Here is a 19,138-nt window from a genome sequence, read left to right on the forward strand (position 1 = left end):
TGCTCTCGATCTGTAAGATTTCGCCAGAGTGAATGAGCTCATTCAACTCAAGCACAAACTTTGTTGGAATAACACAATGCCTGACTATCGTTCAAAAACATCGACACACGGAAGAAACATGGCGGGTGCGCGTGGCTTATGGCGCGCAACTGGGATGAAAGATGAAGACTTTGGCAAGCCAATTATTGCCGTCGTCAACTCATTCACACAATTTGTTCCAGGTCACGTTCATTTAAAAGACCTTGGTCAACTCGTGGCTCGTCAAATTGAAGCATCAGGTGGTGTAGCCAAAGAATTCAACACCATTGCGGTGGATGACGGGATTGCCATGGGGCATGACGGCATGCTGTATTCACTGCCTTCACGTGACCTGATTGCTGACTCGGTGGAATACATGGTCAGCGCGCACTGTGCCGATGCCATGGTGTGTATTTCCAACTGTGACAAAATCACCCCGGGGATGTTGATGGCAGCGATGCGCCTGAACATTCCAGTGGTATTCGTGTCGGGCGGTCCAATGGAAGCGGGTAAAGTCAAAATCCGCGGCAACGACAAAGCCATCGACCTGATCGATGCGATGATCGTTGCGGCAGATGACAACTATACTGATGAAGAAGTGGCGGAATACGAACGTTCTGCCTGCCCAACCTGTGGTTCATGTTCAGGCATGTTCACTGCCAACTCAATGAACTGCTTAACCGAAGCATTGGGTCTTTCTCTTCCAGGTAATGGTTCAACTTTAGCAACCCACGCCAACCGTAAAAAACTGTTTGAACGTGCAGGCTCGTTAATTGTTGAATTAGCTAAACGCCACTATGAACAGGACGATTACAGTGTATTACCACGTTCAATGGTAACCAAAGCATCGTATGAAAATGCCATGACGCTGGACATTGCAATGGGTGGTTCAACCAATACGGTACTGCACTTGTTGGCAGCTGCAAATGAAGCGGGCGTTGATTTCACCATGGATGATATCGACCGTTTATCTCGTAAAGTGCCAGTACTGTGTAAAGTTGCTCCTGCAAAAAATGATGTGCATATGGAAGATGTACACCGTGCCGGCGGTATCATGTCCATTCTAGGTGAACTGGATCGTGCTGGCTTACTGAATACGTCTGTGGGTACTGTCCACGAAGCAACCCTGAAAGATGCTTTGGACAAATGGGACATCATCCGGACTGAAAATGAAGAGGTTTACCAATTTTTTAAATCGGCACCGGGCGGCGTACCAACACAAACTGCTTTCTCACAAGACCGTTACTATTCGCGTTTAGATGGTGACCGTGAAAATGGCGTGATTCGCAATGCAGCACATGCATTCTCGAAAGACGGTGGTTTGGCCGTGCTTTACGGCAACATCGCACTGGATGGCTGTATCGTCAAAACTGCCGGCGTTGATGATTCAATTTTGAAATTCAACGGTACTGCCCGCGTATTTGAAAGTCAGGATTCTGCGGTAGAGGCGATCTTGGGTAATGAAATTAAAGCCGGTGACGTAGTCGTGATTCGTTACGAAGGTCCACGTGGTGGTCCGGGTATGCAGGAAATGCTGTACCCAACCAGTTACCTGAAATCGAAAGGTTTAGGTAAAGAATGTGCCTTGCTGACTGACGGCCGTTTCTCGGGTGGTTCATCAGGTTTGTCGATTGGTCACGTTTCACCTGAAGCGGCTGAAGGCGGTGCCATTGGTCTGGTTGAAGATGGTGATTTAATCGAAATCGATATTCCAAATCGTACCATCAACCTGGCTGTGGATGAAGCAACCATGGCAGCTCGCCGTGAAGCGCAAGAAGCCAAAGGCTGGCATCCGGTGGAAGAGCGTCCACGTAAAATTTCTAAAGCACTAAAAGCGTATGCCATGCATACCACCAGTGCGGCAAAAGGTGCGGTACGTGAAATCTAAGCTTTAGATTTTTACTAATAAAAAAGCACTCCAGATGGAGTGCTTTTTTATTGATTATTGAAAATAGCACGGTCGCATTTTATTTTGTGATTTTGAAATAGGATTGCGTAGACGATATTTTACTTTTGACAGCGCAAAAGTAACAAAACGCTTTTGTTTTCCTGATGCAGCGTCCTGAACAAGTTTAAAGCACTGCTTTTAAACGCAGTGGAAGACAGGAAAACAGCGACATCCATGTCGCTTTATCATGTGATCTGATTCGGGTAGAAAAACAATAAATGGGTGAATGAGATACACAGAGTTTCACTTTTACATATCGTATGCCTTCTATACAATGATCTTAGAATAATTTGCCAAAGACTGAAGCTGAAAATCAGTCATCGCCAAGGAAGAAACCAATGAGTAAAGATAATATCCGTGAGCATTCAGCTCCTGTCTATGAAGGCATTGAAAATGCGCCGGCACGTTCTATGATGCGCGCGACCGGTTTTAAAGATGCAGACTTTAGCCGACCTTTTATTGGCATTGCCTCAACCTGGGCCAATGTCACGCCGTGTAATATGCATATCGATGGCTTGGCGCGTGAAGTGGAAAGAGGCGTGAATGCCGCAAATGGCAAGGGCATTATCTTTAATACCATTACCATTTCTGATGGGATCTCAAATGGTACCGAAGGGATGAAATACTCATTGCTGTCCCGTGAAATTATTGCCGACTCCATTGAAGCGGTGGTGGGTTGTCAGGCTTACGATGGGGTGATTGCGATTGGTGGCTGTGACAAAAATATGCCGGGTTGTATCATGGGGCTGGCGCGTTTAAACCGTCCGGGGCTGTTTATTTATGGTGGAACCATTAAACCGGGTGCTGGCCATACCGACATGATTTCTGTGTTTGAAGCTGTGGGCCAGCATGCCAAAGGCGAAATTAACGAAATTCAGGTCAAGCAGATTGAAGAAGTCGCATTGCCGGGACCAGGATCCTGTGGCGGCATGTATACCGCCAACTCGATGGCATCTGCCATTGAAGCACTTGGCATGAGTTTACCCGGTTCATCTGCGCAGGAAGCAGTGTCTGAAGAGAAAAAAATTGACTGTCTGCGTGCCGGTGAAGCGGTGATGAATCTGCTACGTCTGGACATCAAACCACGTGACATCATGACCAAGGCAGCATTTGAAAATGCCATTAAAGTGCTGATCGCTCTGGGTGGTTCAACCAATGGTGTCTTACATTTATTGGCTATGGCGCATACCGCAGGGGTGGAACTGACACTGGATGATTTCGTGCGGATTGGTAAGGACATTCCTGTAGTGGCGGATGTGCGTCCATCAGGCAAATATCTGATGTCGGAACTGATTGCCATTGGTGGGATTCAGCCACTGATGAAACGCATGCTGAATGCCGGCATGCTGGATGGTTCCTGCCTAACCGTAACCGGTAAAACCTTGGCTGAAAATCTGGCAGATGTAGAAGATTATCCAGAAGGTCAGCAGATTATTTTGCCCTTTGATGCCCCGATTAAAAAAGACTCTCATCTGGTGGTATTAAAGGGTAACTTGTCACCAACTGGTGCGGTCGCAAAAATCACCGGTAAAGAAGGCCTGTATTTTGAAGGTCCAGCACGTGTGTTTGAAGGCGAAATTGGCGCCATGCGCGGCATCTTGGATGGTGAAGTGCAGGAAGGCGAAGTGGTGGTGATTCGTGGCGAAGGGCCGAAAGGCGGACCCGGCATGCCGGAAATGCTGAAACCGACCTCGGCCATTATTGGTAAGGGCTTAGGAAAATCTGTGGCGCTACTCACCGATGGCCGTTTCTCTGGCGGCAGTCATGGCTTTGTAATTGGTCATGTCACTCCGGAAGCCTATGAAGGCGGGCCGATTGGTTTGGTTAAAAATGGCGATAAAATTTCCATTAATGCCGAAACCCGTGAAATGACGCTGCATATTTCCGATGTAGAACTGGCAGAGCGTAAAGCGGCTTGGGTCAAGCCGGAGCCGAATTATCGCTATGGAGCTTTGGCGAAGTTTGCCAAATTGACCACAGGTGCTGAAAAAGGGGCAGTGACCGATCTAAATTTAGATGTTTGACTATTCCCACCACTTTAGACTAGCTCCTTGCGAAACTCGTTTCTCAGGGATTTTAAAAGCAAAAGCTCTTAGGTGACTTCCTCACGGATTTCACTTGCTTTCTGCTTCGTAGCGAATAAATTCATCTTTAGCGAACATTTAAAATGATTTAGCGAGAATTTGATTCCACACAAAACTAGCAGAACCTATTGCTTGGTTAAGCAATATTTCCTGTTCTTGGCTAGGCAAAAGCCTGAATTTATATTGTTGTGAAATCCTCATTAAAGCATTGTTTAAAAAAGAATTAAAATGTTTCTATTGTATTAAAAATAAGCAATAAAAATATTAGATTTTTTATGGCTTACGCCACTCGCTTATATTCCCCACCTGGCTGTCGGTGGGGGTCTTACGCTCAATTAAGATAATTGATCATTACCTAACAAATTGTTATAAACCGTTATTTAAAACCTACTCAAACCTACTTATGTCGATTTGATGTTTAATTCCTACTTTGCCATCAAGAACCAAAAGCATTTGCTCTTGGGATTACCTCAATTCCATAGGCTGTCACGGTGTAACTCACCGCCTTAATCACCACCTAAGCAGCAATTAAATCCTTATCCGCATGGTTTAAGATATTAATTGCTGCATTAATATCTCGATTTTGCTCAGTGTGACAAATAGAACACTTCCACTCACGAATTGAAAGTGTGAGAGATTGATTTAATTCGCCACAACAAGAGCACATTTTACTACTTGGGAAGAATCGACCAACGGACAATACAGATTTACCGTGCTGTTTCGCTTTATAAACCAATTGTCTTTTAAACTCACAGAAACCCATATCAGATATGGCTCTTGCGAGTTTTCGATTCTTCACCATGCCTTTAACATTTAAATCTTCGATAGCGATCACATCAAAACGTGTAACCAAATCGGTTGTGACCTGATGAAGATTATTTTTACGAAGGCAGGCTATTTTGTAGTGCAAGCGAGAAAGCTTGGTTTTTGCTTTTTCTCGATTTTGACTACCTTTTTTCTTTCGACTAAAAGATTTATTGAGTCGTCTTAGTTTTGCAATTTGTCTTTTAAGTGGTGCTGATGATGGAATGATCTCTCCATTTGAGAGGGTGGCAAGACTAGAAACCCCTAAATCCACACCAATAGACAAGCCTGTTTTGGGTTTGAGTTTTTCAATTTGAGACAACTCAACAGCAATTGACACAAACCATTTACCACCATGCTTAAGCACTTTGGCTGACAAGATTTTACCTTTGTAGCGTAAAGCCTCCGTCATCTTAACCCAACCCAAATTGGGGATTTTAATAGATTGATTATCTACGCTGAATTGATCATTTGATAATGAAAAGCGGTCATCTTTGCCTTTTTTTCTTGGCTTAGGGTATTTGCTTTGACCACTAAAAAACCGATCAAAAGCATTGCCTAGTTGCTTAATAGCAAGCTGTGGTGAACATTTAGTAACTTTTTTCATGAAAGGGTATTTTTCATATTTAAAAGAATTTAAATGCTTTCTTAGTTTTGCTTCTTTTGGTTTGTTTAGTAAATTCTTATCAACCTCAACGCCATAGTATTTACACTGATCTCGATATTCCTTGTCGGCTTTATCTTCATCGAGCGTAAGACCCCCACCGACAGTCAGGTGGGGGATATAAGCGAGTGGCGATAGCCATAAAAAATCAAATATCGCCTTTATTACAGTGCTTTATTTTGCTATAATTCACCCATATTAATTCTTTTGTAAACAATGATTTAATGAATATTTCACAACACTATAAATTTAGGCTTCTACCTAATAAAGAACAGGAAATATTGCTTAACCAAGCAATAGGTTCTGCTCGTTTTGTGTGGAATCAAATTCTTGCTAAATCGTTTGAAATGTTCGCCAAAGATGAATATATACGTTACGAAACCATTGAAAAGAATTTAGTACCTCTAAAAAAGAAACCTGAATTTTCTTTTCTTGGTCAAACATATTCAGCTTGCTTACAACAAAAAATTCGTGATCTTGCTCAGGCATGGAACAAATACTACAACCCAAAAGAACATGCTCGTCTAAAAGAAAACAAGCGTAAACCACGCAAGCCGAAATTCTTTAAATTGACTGATGGTAGTGAAGTTCAACTTAGACCACTCATGCCACGATTCAAGAAGAAATCAGACGGTGAGCAATCCTTTAGACTACCATTTGCAGATTGTGATGTTGCTGGTGGTCGAGTTTCTTTGCCTAAAGGAACAGGTTGGATAAGATTTAAAAAATCACAAGAAATTATTGGTAAAATCACAAGTGTAACGATTAAGAAAATTTGTGGACTTTGGTATGTTTCATTTTGTACTAATCGTGAAATCAAACAGCCACTTCACCCATCGAAATCAGCTATTGGTGTTGATCTTGGCATCAAAAAATTGGTTACAACATCAGATGGTCAGGTATTCGAGCCGATCAATAGCTTTAAAGCCAATCAACTAAAATTAGCTAGGCTTCAACGAAAGTTGAAGAAGAAAACCAAATTCAGCGAAAATTGGAAAAAACTTAATTTAAAAATTAACAAGCTACATCATCATATTGCCAATATTCGGCATGACTACTTGCACAAAGTCACGACAACGCTCAGCAAAAACCACGCAATGATCGTAGTTGAGGACTTAAAAGTAGCCAATATGTCGAAGTCAGCAAGTAGAACACCTGAAAATCAAGGAAAGAATGTGAAAGCCAAATCAGGCTTAAACAAATCAATCCTAGATCAAGGTTGGTCAATGCTTGTTGGTATGTTGGAGTACAAACAGCAATGGCGAGGTGGTTTACTCGTTAAAGTTGACCCTAAATATACAAGTCAGACTTGTAGTTCATGTGGTCATATTGCAAAAGAAAATAGACCCACTCAAGCTAAATTTGAGTGCGTTTCGTGTGGATATGTTGCGAATGCGGATATTAACGCATCTCGTAACATCTTAGCGGTAGGACATACCGTTTTGTCTGTGGAGGGAAGACGCAGTAAAGGTCGCCCTGCGAAGCAGAAAGCAAGCGAAATCCGTGAGGAAGTCGCCTAAGAGCCTTTGCTTTTAGAATCCCTGAGAAACGAGTTTCGCAAGGAGCTAGTCGAAAGTGGTGGGAGTATGTCAAATTGTCGCTGCCATTCATTTAACGCCCAATTATACGACAAACGAGCAACGCCACACGCTTGAGCGAAATGACTTGCTTGCTTGTTGGTGGGCATCAACTCAATGACATGCCCTCGTATAAATCGACTCATAGTACTTCTTTAACCGCCTGTATTAACTTTTGATTCTTTTTACTTCGACTGCCATACAATCTTGCAGAGAATACAGTGATAATTTCCAGTATATCTTGGGCAAGTTCTTCTTCAAAACTCAGATTTTCGCCTTGATTAATAATCACAATTTCAACATTTCTTGCTTCACATAAAGCAAAAACCAACTCAGCACCAAAGCGTAGTAAGCGATCTTTATGTGTTAAAACCAAACGACCAATTTGATTATCAATAATCCCATCTAAAAGAGCCTTTAAACCCTTTTTATGGTAATTCATGCCTGAACCGAGATCGCTGATGAGTTCAAATGTCCAGCCTTGTTTAGCACAGTACATTTCTAAAACTTGTTTTTGTCGCTCAAGATCAGCCTTTTGGTCATGACTTGATACTCTTGCATAAGCAATCGTTTTTCGATTATTTTGAATAGCAAGATCATGGATAAGTTCAGGCGTTATTTTACTTAGATCATAACGTCTGTGATTTTTAGGGGTTCTATCTGCAACTAAAGTGCCTTCCTCATCCCATCTTCTTAGGGTTTGAATGGAAACGCCCAATGTTTTAGCTGCAACACCAATACTAACATATCTACTCATTTGTATATAATAATATAGAAATAAGTAGATTTAAATTAACATTTAACAACTCTTGTAGCACACAAGGTTTTTTTTCGAGGCTGATCTCATGTCACTGTTACGCCGTTGGTTTGATCCACTTCGATCGAGTTGGTTTTATCAAAAGCCAACTCGTCAGGTGGAATTATCTACGGAGCAGGGTTTAACCATCCACTTGCGTCTGGATGATGTCTATAGCTATCTGGCTGCACAGCAGTTACCTGAACTTGAAGAAATCTTGAGTGATGAGATCAAACCCTTAAAGGTGATCATTTCCAGTGAAACGGCAGAACCTCCCAATAACATGTCAGAAATGGAGTGGCAAAATTACTGCCTCAACGATGCCAAAATTTTGTCCAAACAGCATCGTTTTAGTTTTCATGAAACCCCCGAACAGCCACCACTTGAAGCCATTGCTCAAGCAGAAACCATCCTTCGCAATACTCCTTTACGCGGCCAGGATTTCCTGTATTTACTCGAAGATGTGTTCCACATGCTGTGGCAAAAACAGTATGGCAAATTGCGTACCTTGCATGCCATGGCTAGTCGCCATCATCCAGCGCAAAATTTTCCGGAACGGATTTTTAACGATAACGAAGTGCTTGTCAGCTATTTTGAATTCGGGGAGCGCAAGTATCATGCGGTGGATGATCTGCTGCGTTTGACCCGCCGTTTAAAACAGCAAAAATTACTCACTGGCAATCCGATTTTCCTGATCAACCATATTGAATGGCGTGAACACCTGATTAGTGATGCTGAGGAACTGAATGAAATTCAGGCGCTGGATCCGGAACTGGATTTATATATTGCCCTGGAAGACCCGATTTCCTGGCTATTGTTGGCCTATATTAAAGAAGAGCTGGCCAATTTTTATAATATTCACCTCAATGTTTACCCGCTGTCTTATCATGGACGGGACCTGTTTGACTGGGGGCTGGCGACACGCTTGTCCAAACGTACCGAAGTGAAATTTACCCCGTTTTGCCGTCCTACCCAGCAAGCAACTTATGAGATAGCGAAACTGTTTTATAGCGTGCCTGAAGAGCAGCGTGTGGAAGCCATGTACAGCATTTTGCAGGCAGTCTGGACCAAAGGCAAAGACTTGTCATTTAGGGCACATTTTGACCAGATCAAGCGTGATTTAGAGATCAATGAACTGAGCACTGAAGATATTGCTGCCAAATTAAAAGAAAATGACATACTCTGTGAAATGAAGTCTCAGCCCGATTTTCCTGTGCTCGAACTGCGCATTGATGGTCAAAGTTATGTGTTTAATAGTTTGTACCGGGTCTGGATGATCGAAAGTATTTTTAGTAATGTTTTAGAAGACCAATATAAAAGTGAAAATGATGATAGCAAAGATGAAGAAAGAGAAATGTGAGTCTTTAGAACAGGCCCGTGCACAGATTGATGCAATTGATACCGCACTCATTGAGATGATAGCTACCCGTCAGTTTTATGTCGATCAGGCTACGCGTTTTAAGCGTACTGTACAGGACGTACAATCTCCGGAACGGGTCGAGCAGGTCATTCAGAAAGTACGTGCACAAGCACTAGATTTGGGAACCGATCCTGATCTGGTGGAACATTTATATCGTCAAATGATCCAACGTTTTATTCAGCGCGAATTGCGAGAATTTCGTCCTTAATTTTATTTAAATTTCGCTAAGAACATACTTGCGCTTGGGCATAAGCGTCTAGCAGTAGGAATCCCCCACCTAGCGAAAGCGTAGGTGGTGGAAGAATGTCAAGATTTATCGCCCAGGCTAAAGAACCAGTTCAGAATTAAGGCTGCAAACGTAGCGGTACCAATACCACCCAAATTAAAGCTGCCGAATTGCAGGGCAAAGTCACCGGTGCCTAAAATAATGGTCACCGCAGCCACCATCAGGTTTTTGTTTTTAGAGAAATCAACCTTGTTTTCAATCCAGATTTTTGCCCCGGCAATGGTAATTAAACCGAAGACCACAATCGATGCACCAGTTAAGATAGCAGTCGGAATGGTATGGATAATGGCACCAAATTTTGGTGAAAGTCCCAAGAAAACCGCAAAGATACCGGCAAAAACAAAAATGATGGTGGAATAGACACGAGTCACCGCCATCACGCCAATATTTTCACCATAAGTCGTCATCCCCGGAGCACCGACACCACCTGATAAAGTGGTTGCAAGACCATCGGCAACAAAGGCTTTACCAATATGCGGATCAAGGTTTTCACCGGTCATGGCACCCACTGCTTTGATATGCCCCAGGTTTTCAGCCACTAAAATCAAGGCAATCGGCGCAATAATTAGCATGGCATTGGCATCGAATACCGGTGAGTGGAAGGTAGGAATACCAAACCAGTCTGCCTGTTGAATTGGAGCAAAATTAATGGGTGTGCCATGTCCCATCACATTGGAAACAATATAATAAATTAAGTAAGCCAGTAATAAACCGATCAATAACAGCAGACGTTGCAGCAGGCCTTTGGTAAATACTGCAATAGAACCCATGCACATCACGGTGACCAGTGACATCCACATATTGAAGTTATTCCCTGCTACGCCTTTAACAGTCACCGGTGCCAAATTCAGGCCGATGATCATGACCACAGCACCGGTCACTACAGGGGGCATGAGTTTTTCAATCCATTTGGTTCCGGTTGCCATCACAATAAAACCAAAAATGGCATACAGAATACCGCAGGCCATAATACCGCCAGCGGCTAGGGCCAGATTGGTATTGGGTGCACCCGTACCCGAAGCGGCATAACCCGTTGCTGCAATGACCACCCCAATAAAGGCAAAGCTGGAACCCAGATAACTCGGCACACGTCCCCCGGTCATCAGGAAAAACAGGATGGTACAGATGCCTGACATTAAAATAGCCAGATTAGGATCAAAGCCCATCAGGAAGGGCGCAAGTACAGTCGCCCCAAACATGGCAAAAGCATGTTGTACACCCAAAACTACACTTTGTGCAGGTGGAAGGTATTCATTGGTACCGACAGGACGTGCATCGATACTGCCTTCGTACGGGCGCCATTTGGGAAACCAATTGGACATTTTTTGAGCACTCTAAAAACAAATTGTGCACATCATACGCTTCTTTTTTGGAAGATTTAATCATTGAAACAAAATTTTATTTATACTAATACCATGACTTTTCAAATATTTTTACCATGTGATAAAAAATTTAATAATTAAAAATAACGCTAAATCAATAGTTAATAGGTATGAAGATGGGTTGATAAATTCATAAATATTTTTTGTTTTATTTATAAAAAATAATGGGAAACTTTTGACCATAAGGTTAAAAAAAGCACATTGCAGGAATGTGCTTTTTCTATGGGAAATCAGAATTTAACCGGTATTACGCAATCCGGCTGCAATCCCGGCAATACTCACCATTAAGGCATGATCGACTGGGGTATGTTCTGCCTGACGTTCTGCCAAATAGCGACGGCGGCGTTTCATCAGTTCGGCCTGCAATAAATGCAGCGGCAACAAATACGGTTTGCGTACCCGCATAGACTGATCCAGCACTTCATTGCTGCTGAGCAGTTTGGATTCGCCTTTCAGCGCCAGCAAGGTTTGTACCGCATCTTTTAAGCGCTGACGCAGTTCATTGCCCAGGACTTTTAAATCTTCATCCTCGGTCAAATGTGATTCGTAATATAAGGCGACATTACTATCTGCTTTGGACAATACCATTTCCAGCATGTCAATCAGGGTCTGGAAATATGGCCATTGTTGCAGCATCTCATCTAGCAGTGGTTTTTGCCCTTGATGAATCACCTGGTTAATGGCTGCTCCAGTGCCCAGCCAGGCTGGAAGCATCAGACGGATTTGGGTCCATGCAAAGACCCAGGGAATGGCACGTAAGGATTCAATCCCACCACTGACCTTGCGTTTTGCCGGGCGTGAACCGAGTGGCAACATTTGCAATTCTAGTTCCGGTGTAACCGTACGCAGGTATTTTACAAAATGTGGATTTTCACGCACGGTTTGACGATACACCTGTACCGACAAATCGGTCATGCTATGCATCAGTTCACGCCATTCATCCTTAGGCACCGGTGGTGGCAATAAGGTTGCCTCTAAAGTGGCTGCGGTATAAATCTCCAGATTTTGTAAGGCAATGCCTTCCAGACCAAACTTGAAGCGGATCATTTCCCCTTGTTCGGTCACGCGAATAGCACCGGAAATCGAGCCTGGCGGTTGTGAAAACAGTGCTTGCTGGGTCGGAGCACCCCCGCGGCTGATGGAACCGCCACGGCCATGGAACAGGGTGAGTTGTACTGCATGTTTTTTTGCAATGGCAGTCAGTTCTTCCTGCGCACGGTATTGCGCCCAGTTGGCAGACATAAATCCGGCATCTTTGGCTGAGTCGGAATAGCCAATCATCACCTCGTGCTTGCCCTGAATATGCTGTTTGTACCAATGCATATTAAACAGGGTATTCATGGTACTGGCTGCACCGTCCAGATCTTTCAGGGTTTCAAACAGCGGAACTACACGAAGTGGATGCTTGATGCCGGCTTCTTTTTGCAGCAATAACACTGCCAAAACATCACTTGGATATTCCGCCATGGAAATAATATACGCACCCAGACTTTCTTCCGGTTGTTCGGCCAGCGTGCGCATGGTGGCAAACACTTCCTGCACATCCGGATGTTCAATCAGGCTTTGTTTAGGCTCATTCAGATGTTTAGGCAACAACGGACGTTTGCTTTGTAATTCCTGCAACAGGAAGTTTTGGCGCGCCTGTTCGGTCCAGGTTTCAAAATTGCCCAGACCCAGATATTCAGTAATGGCAGAAATAGCCTGACGATGACGACCGGATTCCTGACGGATATCCAGTTTCAGCAGTTCAATGCCAAAGCAGTTGACGCGATGGATAAAGTCCAGCAGTTTGCCATTGGCAATTTCCGGCAGGTTGCAGGCAATCAGTGAACGGTAGCACAGCAATAAAGGCTGTAATAATTCATCTTTGCTTTTAATCACCAGATGATCATCGGCATCTTGCCCTTGCAGTTTTTGCGCCAGCCAGTGACGGGTGGCTTTGAGGCGTTCGCGGGTATCCCGCAGATATTCACGGTAGGGTTCAGGGTGGCTATGGCCCAGTGCCTGCATCAGTTCATCGCTGCAGTTTTGAATCGACAGTTCCCAGCGCAGGTCTTCCATATCACGCAGATATAAATCAGCCGCTTTCCAGCGCGACAGCCAGAGCACTTCCTGGGTAATGTTATGCGTGACATTCGGGTTGCCGTCACGGTCACCGCCCATCCAGGAGGCAAAACGCACTGGTGCAACGGTTAAAGGTAAACGCTGGCCACAGTGATCTTCAACCATTTCATCCAGTTCGCGAATGAACTTGGGAATGGCATTCCACAGCGTCTGTTCAATGGTGGTAAAGCCCCATTTCGCTTCATCGACTGGGGTTGGCCGGTGCTGGCGGATTTCATCGGTCTGCCAGGCGGAACAAATCAGTTGTTTGAGTTCTTGCAGTACGGCTTTGCGTTCACGTGGGGTCAGTTTTTGTTGATCAGACTTAAACAGGCAGTCATTAATATCATCATATTTTTGAATTAAGGTACGACGGCTGACTTCAGTCGGATGTGCAGTCAACACCAGTTCAATTTTCAGTTCACAGATTTGCTTGAATAGCGTGTCGGCTGAAATTTCGTGATCTTTAAATTTCTGGAACAGATGATCGAGCGGATTGGGAGAGGGGGCATGTTCATCGAATTCGCTTTGACGGCGACTTCGAACCACATTGTACTGTTCGGCAATATTGGCAAAATTCAGAAAGTGGGTGAATGCACGGGTAAGTGGAAGAATCTCATCATCTTCCAGACTCAGGAATAGTTGTTCAAGCTGTTTTTCGGCTTCTACCTGCCCATCACGTGCACCTTTGGACAGGGCACGAATCTGCTCCACCTGATTAAACAAATCTTGTCCCGCATGTTCCTTGAGGGTTTCTCCCAGTAAGTTCCCAAGTAAGCGTACATCCTCACGCAGTGGAGCATCAATTTGTTGAATCATTTTTTTTCATTCTCCTAGGCTACTCCTTTGAATATACCCCGATTCGATGACATTCCAAGTGGGGGGCAGACAAAAGTCGGTAATTTTTTGCTGCTAAAACTAGCAATTGAGTTGCCGTTGGTGCAGTCAGGAAAATGGAATTACAGATTTTAAGGGTTTTTCTGATATTTCAGCATAAAGATCTCAATACTGTTCAAGATAATCTGCTGTTTCTCTTCAGCAGTGGGTACTTCCCGCACCCCAAGCAGCACTTCATGATGGCGCAGGCCCAACAGTAAAGAAAGGATCAGTAAGGTCAGGTTTTTTAAAGCTTCTGGCTGAATAAAGCCCAATTCGATAGCCTGCTGAAAAAAGTTTTCCCACAGTGCATTCATACGCAGATGGCAGGCATTATAAAATGTCTGTGCCAGTGGATTTTGTTCCGCCGCCAGTTCCACCAATAAGCGTTCCAGTTTGATGGCTTCTGGCAAATTGGTGATATTGAGGGCCAGCTCACAGGCATGCACAAATTCCTGATAAAAATTACTGTCGGCTTGCAGGTTTAAGGGGCGAGCACTGAGTAATTCTTCGCATGTGGCAACAATGGCACAGACAAATAAATTGGCTTTATCCTGAAAGTGATTGTAGACGGTCAGTTTGGTGACACCCGCTTCCTGGGCAATCTGGTTCATGCTGGAACCATGGTAGCCACACCTTAAAAATAAGCTTTTTGCTGCAGTTAAAATGCGCTGACGTTTTTCTAAGTCTTTGGGGCGACCCACATTTATTTGCACAATTTTTTCCAAAAAAATGAAAAAGGTCATTGATTTGACCCTCGATTCCCAATTAATGTACCGATAAGTATATTAATTAAAAAACGATCAGTTTAAGATAATGCTTATTTTGCCTTAAAAAACATTTTGAGATAAGAGCCAACCTCATGAGCACAGTAAAGATTGCAGTAAAAACCGCCCTGGTCAGCATGATGATTATTTGCAGTGTGACTTTATTGGGCTGCAGCACGGAGGCAACCGAAACAGAACAGGTTCCGTTTGTGATGGTGACTCAGCCGAACAGTACTCATAATGAACAGAAAAGCTATGCCGGAGATGTGCAGGCACGCCAGCAAACAGCTTTGGCCTTCCGGGTGGGCGGACAGATTATCGAACGTTATGTCGATGTCGGCGATCAGGTCAAGATGGGGCAGGTGCTGGCAAAACTCGATGTGAAAGATGCCCAGCTGCAGCTCAATGCAGCAAAAGCTCAACTGGAAAGTGCTCAGTCGGCAGCAAAAATTGCCGCAGATGAACGGCAGCGCTTTAAGCAATTGCTGCCGATGAATGCGGTCAGCCGTTCGCAATATGATGCGGTGGATAATCAGTATAAGTCAGCGATGTCCGCGCTGAAACAGGCGCAGTCCAATTATCAGGTTACGAGTAACCAAACCGGTTATAACCAGCTGATTGCCAATAAAAATGGCGTGATTACTGCGCGTAACATTGAAGTGGGGCAGGTGGTCGCTGCGGGACAGGCTGCTTATCAGGTGGCGATTGCCGGTGATCGTGAGGTGGTGATCGGGGTACCGGAACAGGCCATTTCAGAGATTAAAGTCGGTCAGACAGCATGGGTGACCTTGTGGTCCAAGCCTGAAGAAAAATTTGCTGGCTATATACGTGAAATTTCTCCGGCAGCCGATCAGTCCCGAACTTTTAGTGTCAAAGTCGCTTTGCGTGAAGGCAATGCTGCCATTCAGCTGGGCCAGAGTGCGCGGGTATTTTTTAACAATAGCCAAAACAATGTACTCAGTGTGCCGTTGTCCAGTGTCTCGGCCAATGGTCAGCAGGCCTATGTCTGGGTGGTGAAACCGGACCAGACCATTCATAAGGTGGCCGTGAACCTGGGAGCCTATGGTCGTGACAGTGTGCCGGTATTGTCCGGTCTGAATCCGCAAGATTATGTGGTGATTGGCGGTGTGCATTTATTGCGTGAAAAACAGAAAATCCAGCCGATCGACCGGGAAAATCGTGCCGTGAAAATTCAGGCAGGAGCTGCATCATGAATTTAGGCTCGAACTTTAACCTGTCGGAATGGGCACTGAAAAATAAAGGCTTGATTCTTTATTTCATGCTGCTACTCGGCATTGTCGGCATTGTGTCCTATTCCAAACTGGCCCAAAGTGAAGATCCGCCGTTTACCTTTAAGGTGATGGTGATTCAGACCTACTGGCCGGGCGCAACCGCACAGGAAGTGTCCTTGCAGGTGACGGATCGCATCGAAAAGGAGTTGATGAGTACCGGTAATTACGAACGCATCATGGCCTATTCGCGTCCCGGTGAATCACTGGTGACATTTGTCGCCAAAGATTCGCTGCGCTCAAACCAGATTCCCGATGTCTGGTATCAGGTGCGCAAAAAAGTGGGCGATATCCAGCATCAATTGCCGAGTGGGGTGCAGGGGCCGTTTTTTAATGATGAATTTGGCGATACCTTTGGAAATATCTATGTCCTGACCGGCAAAGATTATGACTATGCCATATTGAAGGAATATGCCGACCGTCTGCAACTGCAACTGCAACGGGTCAAGGATGTCGGCAAGGTCAATCTGGTAGGCCTGCAAGACCAGAAAATCTGGATTGAACTGTCCAATACCAAAGCGGTACAGCTCGGCATTCCGGTCACAACTATTCAGCAAGCCCTGCAACAACAAAATACCGTGGCCAGTGCCGGCTTTTTTGAAACTGGCACCGACCGCATTCAGATGCGGGTCAGCGGTCAATTAAAAAGTATTGATGAACTTAAACAAATGCCCCTGTTGGTGGCAGGAAAAACCATTCAGCTGGGTGATGTTGCGGACATTTATCGTGGCTTTAGCGAGCCGGCCCAGCCACGCATGCGTTTTATGGGCGAAAATGGGATTGGCATTGCCGTATCCATGCGCAAAGGTGGCGACATTCTGGCTTTGGGTAAAAATTTAGAAGCTGAATTTGCCCATTTGCAAAAATCTTTGCCTTTGGGTATGCAGCTAAAAAAAGTTTCCGACCAACCAGTTGCGGTGAAACGCAGCGTCAATGAATTCATGAAAGTGCTGGCAGAAGCGGTGATTATTGTCCTGCTGGTCAGCTTCTTTTCCCTGGGTTTTCGTACCGGTCTGGTGGTGGCATTTTCCATTCCACTTGTGCTGGCCATGACCTTTGCCGGCATGAATCTATTCGATGTCGGACTGCATAAAATTTCACTGGGCGCTTTAATTCTGGCGCTCGGTTTATTGGTGGATGACGCCATTATTGCCATTGAAATGATGGCCGTAAAAATGGAGCAGGGCTATAGCCGGCTCGAAGCGGCAGGTTTTGCCTGGAAAACCACGGCTTTTCCCATGCTGACAGGCACTCTGATTACTGCAGCCGGCTTTTTACCGATTGCTACTGCTGCGTCCAGTACCGGTGAATATACCCGTTCCATTTTCCAGGTGGTGACGATTGCCTTGGTGGTTTCTTGGTTTGCAGCAGTCCTTTTTGTCCCCTATCTGGGCGATAAACTGCTACCCGATTTTAATCAAGACCTGCTGCAAAAAGCACCGTGGTATCAGCGTTTATGGGCGCGCTTACGCAGGCAACCCGAACCGCAAGCTGTGCTACATCATGCCGGTGAGCATCATGATCCCTACCAAACCAGGTTTTATCAAAAATTTAGAGGTTGGGTGAGTCAGTGTATTAGCTACCGTAAAACCGTGATTGCGACGACAGTAGGTATTTTTGTGCTGTCGGTGCTGATGTTTAAACTGGTACCGCAGCAGTTCTTTCCGCCGTCTAACCGGGCTGAAATTTTGGTGGATTTAAAGCTGGAAGAAGGGGCATCACTCACGGCTACAGAAAATGCCGTGAAAAAGGTAGAAAAATTCCTGTCGACCAAACAAGGCATCGACAATTATGTGGCCTATGTCGGCACGGGTTCCACCCGTTTCTACTTGCCACTGGACCAGCAATTGCCACAAGCCAGTTTTGCACAGTTTGTGGTTTTGGCTTCATCCCTGGATGACCGCGATGAAATCCGCAAATCTTTAGATCATGAAATCCGTAAATTGCTGCCGGATGTGCGTACTCGGGTCTCGCTGTTGGAAAATGGTCCGCCTGTCGGTTATCCATTGCAGTATCGCGTTTCCGGTGAAGACCTGAATCTGGTGCGTCAATGGGCACATAAGGTTTCCGCCGTCATTGCAGAGAATCCGAACACCACTAATGTTCATCTGGACTGGGGCGAACCGAGTAAGGTCATTCAGCTGAATATTGATCAGGATCGCGCCCGTCAAATGGGAGTATCAACTTTAGATTTGTCACAATTCCTGAACAGTTCCATCAGTGGTGCTGTGATTAACCAGTATCGTGAAAAACGTGAACTGATTGAAATCCGTTTGCGTGGAGACCAGAACGAACGCATCAATGTGGAATCTTTGTCCAGTCTGGCCGTACCGACTGCCAATGGCGGTTCTGTACCTCTGGCGCAAATTGCCAAAATTGAATATAAATTTGAAGATGGCCTGATCTGGCATCGTAACCGTTTGCCGACCATTACCGTACGTGCCGATATTCGGACCAAGTTGCAGCCTGCCACCGTGGTCGGGCAACTTGCCGATAAAATGGATCAGCTACGGGCCGAATTGCCAGGCGGTTATCTGGTTGAAGTGGGCGGTACGGTCGAAGAGTCGGCTCGTGGACAAAACTCGGTCAATGCCGGTATGCCGTTCTTCCTGGCAGTGGTGATGACCTTGCTGATGATTCAGCTCAAGAGTATGTCTCGTGCATTTATCGTCTTTTTGACCGCACCTTTAGGCCTGATTGGAGTTGTACTGTTTCTGTTATTGCTGAATAAACCTTTTGGTTTTGTGGCAATGCTGGGAACCATTGCCCTGTCAGGCATGATCATGCGCAATTCTTTAATCCTGATTGACCAGATTGAACAGGACATTCAGGCTGGACATGATCCTTGGAATGCCATTATCGATGCAACCGTACGTCGTTGCCGCCCGATTGTGCTGACCGCCCTGGCCGCAGTATTGGCGATGATTCCACTCTCCCGCAGTATTTTCTTTGGTCCGATGGCGGTGGCGATTATGGGGGGCTTGATTGTGGCGACCCTGTTGACGCTGTTCTTTTTACCGGCATTGTATGCACAATGGTTTAAAGTGAAAAAAAATAGCCAAACGGAGTAATTTTTTGACAATAATCAGGTGCGAAACGTTGAAAACTTCAATATAGTAGCACC

14 protein-coding genes are annotated in these 19,138 nt (G+C 44.9%); 7 read left to right on the forward strand and 7 right to left on the reverse strand.

Annotated elements, in window-relative coordinates; all coding sequences use genetic code 11:
* Window positions 1-76: 76 nt before the first annotated feature.
* Window positions 77-1,906 carry a dihydroxy-acid dehydratase gene (gene ilvD / locus JFY49_RS00160; protein ID WP_086197804.1) on the forward strand — a complete coding sequence of 610 codons (1,830 nt, stop codon included), beginning with the start codon at window positions 77-79 and terminating at the stop codon, window positions 1,904-1,906.
* A gap of 398 nt (window positions 1,907-2,304) precedes the next feature.
* The gene (gene ilvD / locus JFY49_RS00165; RefSeq protein ID WP_200223407.1) at window positions 2,305-3,990 is read left to right on the forward strand and encodes a dihydroxy-acid dehydratase; all 1,686 of its coding nucleotides are present in this window, start codon (window positions 2,305-2,307) and stop codon (window positions 3,988-3,990) included.
* A gap of 138 nt (window positions 3,991-4,128) precedes the next feature.
* On the opposite strand, the gene JFY49_RS00170 is transcribed toward ilvD (JFY49_RS00165), so the two are convergent.
* Entirely contained in the window at window positions 4,129-4,251 is a 123-nt protein-coding gene (locus tag JFY49_RS00170) for a helix-turn-helix domain-containing protein (RefSeq protein WP_227609497.1), read from the reverse strand.
* 316 nt (window positions 4,252-4,567) lie between these two features.
* On the reverse strand, window positions 4,568-5,683 hold the full coding sequence (locus JFY49_RS00175; protein WP_320159619.1) for an RNA-guided endonuclease InsQ/TnpB family protein: 1,116 nt from the start codon (window positions 5,681-5,683) through the stop codon (window positions 4,568-4,570).
* A gap of 59 nt (window positions 5,684-5,742) precedes the next feature.
* On the opposite strand from JFY49_RS00175, the gene JFY49_RS00180 reads away from it, so the two are divergent.
* On the forward strand, window positions 5,743-7,038 hold the full coding sequence (locus tag JFY49_RS00180; protein ID WP_086197621.1) for an RNA-guided endonuclease InsQ/TnpB family protein: 1,296 nt from the start codon (window positions 5,743-5,745) through the stop codon (window positions 7,036-7,038).
* Here JFY49_RS00180 and JFY49_RS17720 read toward each other — a convergent pair.
* Together JFY49_RS17720 and JFY49_RS00190 are read right to left on the reverse strand one after the other, a co-directional pair.
* The gene (locus JFY49_RS17720; RefSeq protein WP_413784588.1) at window positions 7,035-7,241 is read right to left on the reverse strand and encodes a helix-turn-helix domain-containing protein; all 207 of its coding nucleotides are present in this window, start codon (window positions 7,239-7,241) and stop codon (window positions 7,035-7,037) included. The genes JFY49_RS00180 and JFY49_RS17720 overlap by 4 nt on opposite strands.
* Window positions 7,238-7,852 carry an IS607 family transposase gene (locus tag JFY49_RS00190; protein WP_086196774.1) on the reverse strand — a complete coding sequence of 205 codons (615 nt, stop codon included), beginning with the start codon at window positions 7,850-7,852 and terminating at the stop codon, window positions 7,238-7,240. Before JFY49_RS00190 ends, JFY49_RS17720 begins: the two co-directional genes overlap by 4 nt.
* 88 nt (window positions 7,853-7,940) lie before the next feature.
* Here JFY49_RS00190 and JFY49_RS00195 point away from each other — a divergent pair, with 88 nt between their 5' ends.
* Both JFY49_RS00195 and JFY49_RS00200 read left to right on the forward strand, forming a co-directional pair.
* Window positions 7,941-9,251 (forward strand): hypothetical protein, encoded by a 1,311-nt coding sequence (locus JFY49_RS00195; RefSeq protein WP_086196773.1) that lies wholly within the window; start codon window positions 7,941-7,943, stop codon window positions 9,249-9,251.
* Window positions 9,232-9,519 (forward strand): chorismate mutase, encoded by a 288-nt coding sequence (locus JFY49_RS00200; protein ID WP_086196772.1) that lies wholly within the window; start codon window positions 9,232-9,234, stop codon window positions 9,517-9,519. Before JFY49_RS00195 ends, JFY49_RS00200 begins: the two co-directional genes overlap by 20 nt.
* Before the next feature lie 98 nt (window positions 9,520-9,617).
* On the opposite strand, the gene JFY49_RS00205 is transcribed toward JFY49_RS00200, so the two are convergent.
* The 3 genes from JFY49_RS00205 to JFY49_RS00215 form a co-directional block, all read right to left on the reverse strand.
* The gene (locus tag JFY49_RS00205) at window positions 9,618-10,919 is read right to left on the reverse strand and encodes a solute carrier family 23 protein (protein ID WP_086196771.1); all 1,302 of its coding nucleotides are present in this window, start codon (window positions 10,917-10,919) and stop codon (window positions 9,618-9,620) included.
* 297 nt (window positions 10,920-11,216) lie between these two features.
* Complete coding sequence (ppc, locus tag JFY49_RS00210; protein WP_200223408.1) at window positions 11,217-13,901, reverse strand: phosphoenolpyruvate carboxylase; 2,685 nt, start codon at window positions 13,899-13,901, stop codon at window positions 11,217-11,219.
* Window positions 13,902-14,050: 149 nt separating this feature from the next.
* A complete protein-coding gene (locus JFY49_RS00215) occupies window positions 14,051-14,674 on the reverse strand; it encodes a TetR/AcrR family transcriptional regulator (RefSeq protein WP_200223409.1) in 624 nt (207 codons plus the stop codon).
* A 146-nt stretch (window positions 14,675-14,820) separates the two neighbouring features.
* Between JFY49_RS00215 and JFY49_RS00220 the strand changes: the two genes are divergently transcribed.
* Together JFY49_RS00220 and JFY49_RS00225 are read left to right on the forward strand one after the other, a co-directional pair.
* Window positions 14,821-15,939 (forward strand): efflux RND transporter periplasmic adaptor subunit, encoded by a 1,119-nt coding sequence (locus JFY49_RS00220; RefSeq protein ID WP_200223410.1) that lies wholly within the window; start codon window positions 14,821-14,823, stop codon window positions 15,937-15,939.
* Window positions 15,936-19,085, forward strand: coding sequence for an efflux RND transporter permease subunit (locus tag JFY49_RS00225; RefSeq protein WP_200223411.1), 3,150 nt, complete (start codon window positions 15,936-15,938; stop codon window positions 19,083-19,085). The genes JFY49_RS00220 and JFY49_RS00225 overlap by 4 nt, the downstream gene beginning before the upstream one ends.
* Window positions 19,086-19,138: the final 53 nt, after the last annotated feature.

The sequence above is a fragment of the Acinetobacter sp. CS-2 genome (assembly GCF_016599715.1).
Lineage (GTDB): Bacteria > Pseudomonadota > Gammaproteobacteria > Pseudomonadales > Moraxellaceae > Acinetobacter.

Bases quoted from the DNA above. Each gene is read 5' to 3' on its own strand.
- ppc (WP_200223408.1), bottom strand. From the start codon at position 13,901: ATGATTCAACAAATTGATGCTCCACTGCGTGAGGATGTACGCTTACTT.
- JFY49_RS00190 (WP_086196774.1), bottom strand. From the start codon at position 7,852: ATGAGTAGATATGTTAGTATTGGTGTTGCAGCTAAAACATTGGGCGTT.
- JFY49_RS17720 (WP_413784588.1), bottom strand. From the start codon at position 7,241: ATGAGTCGATTTATACGAGGGCATGTCATTGAGTTGATGCCCACCAAC.
- JFY49_RS00200 (WP_086196772.1), top strand. From the start codon at position 9,232: ATGAAGAAAGAGAAATGTGAGTCTTTAGAACAGGCCCGTGCACAGATT.
- ilvD (WP_200223407.1), top strand. From the start codon at position 2,305: ATGAGTAAAGATAATATCCGTGAGCATTCAGCTCCTGTCTATGAAGGC.
- JFY49_RS00170 (WP_227609497.1), bottom strand. From the start codon at position 4,251: ATGAGGATTTCACAACAATATAAATTCAGGCTTTTGCCTAGCCAAGAA.
- JFY49_RS00180 (WP_086197621.1), top strand. From the start codon at position 5,743: ATGAATATTTCACAACACTATAAATTTAGGCTTCTACCTAATAAAGAA.
- JFY49_RS00195 (WP_086196773.1), top strand. From the start codon at position 7,941: ATGTCACTGTTACGCCGTTGGTTTGATCCACTTCGATCGAGTTGGTTT.
- JFY49_RS00220 (WP_200223410.1), top strand. From the start codon at position 14,821: ATGAGCACAGTAAAGATTGCAGTAAAAACCGCCCTGGTCAGCATGATG.
- JFY49_RS00225 (WP_200223411.1), top strand. From the start codon at position 15,936: ATGAATTTAGGCTCGAACTTTAACCTGTCGGAATGGGCACTGAAAAAT.
- ilvD (WP_086197804.1), top strand. From the start codon at position 77: ATGCCTGACTATCGTTCAAAAACATCGACACACGGAAGAAACATGGCG.
- JFY49_RS00205 (WP_086196771.1), bottom strand. From the start codon at position 10,919: ATGTCCAATTGGTTTCCCAAATGGCGCCCGTACGAAGGCAGTATCGAT.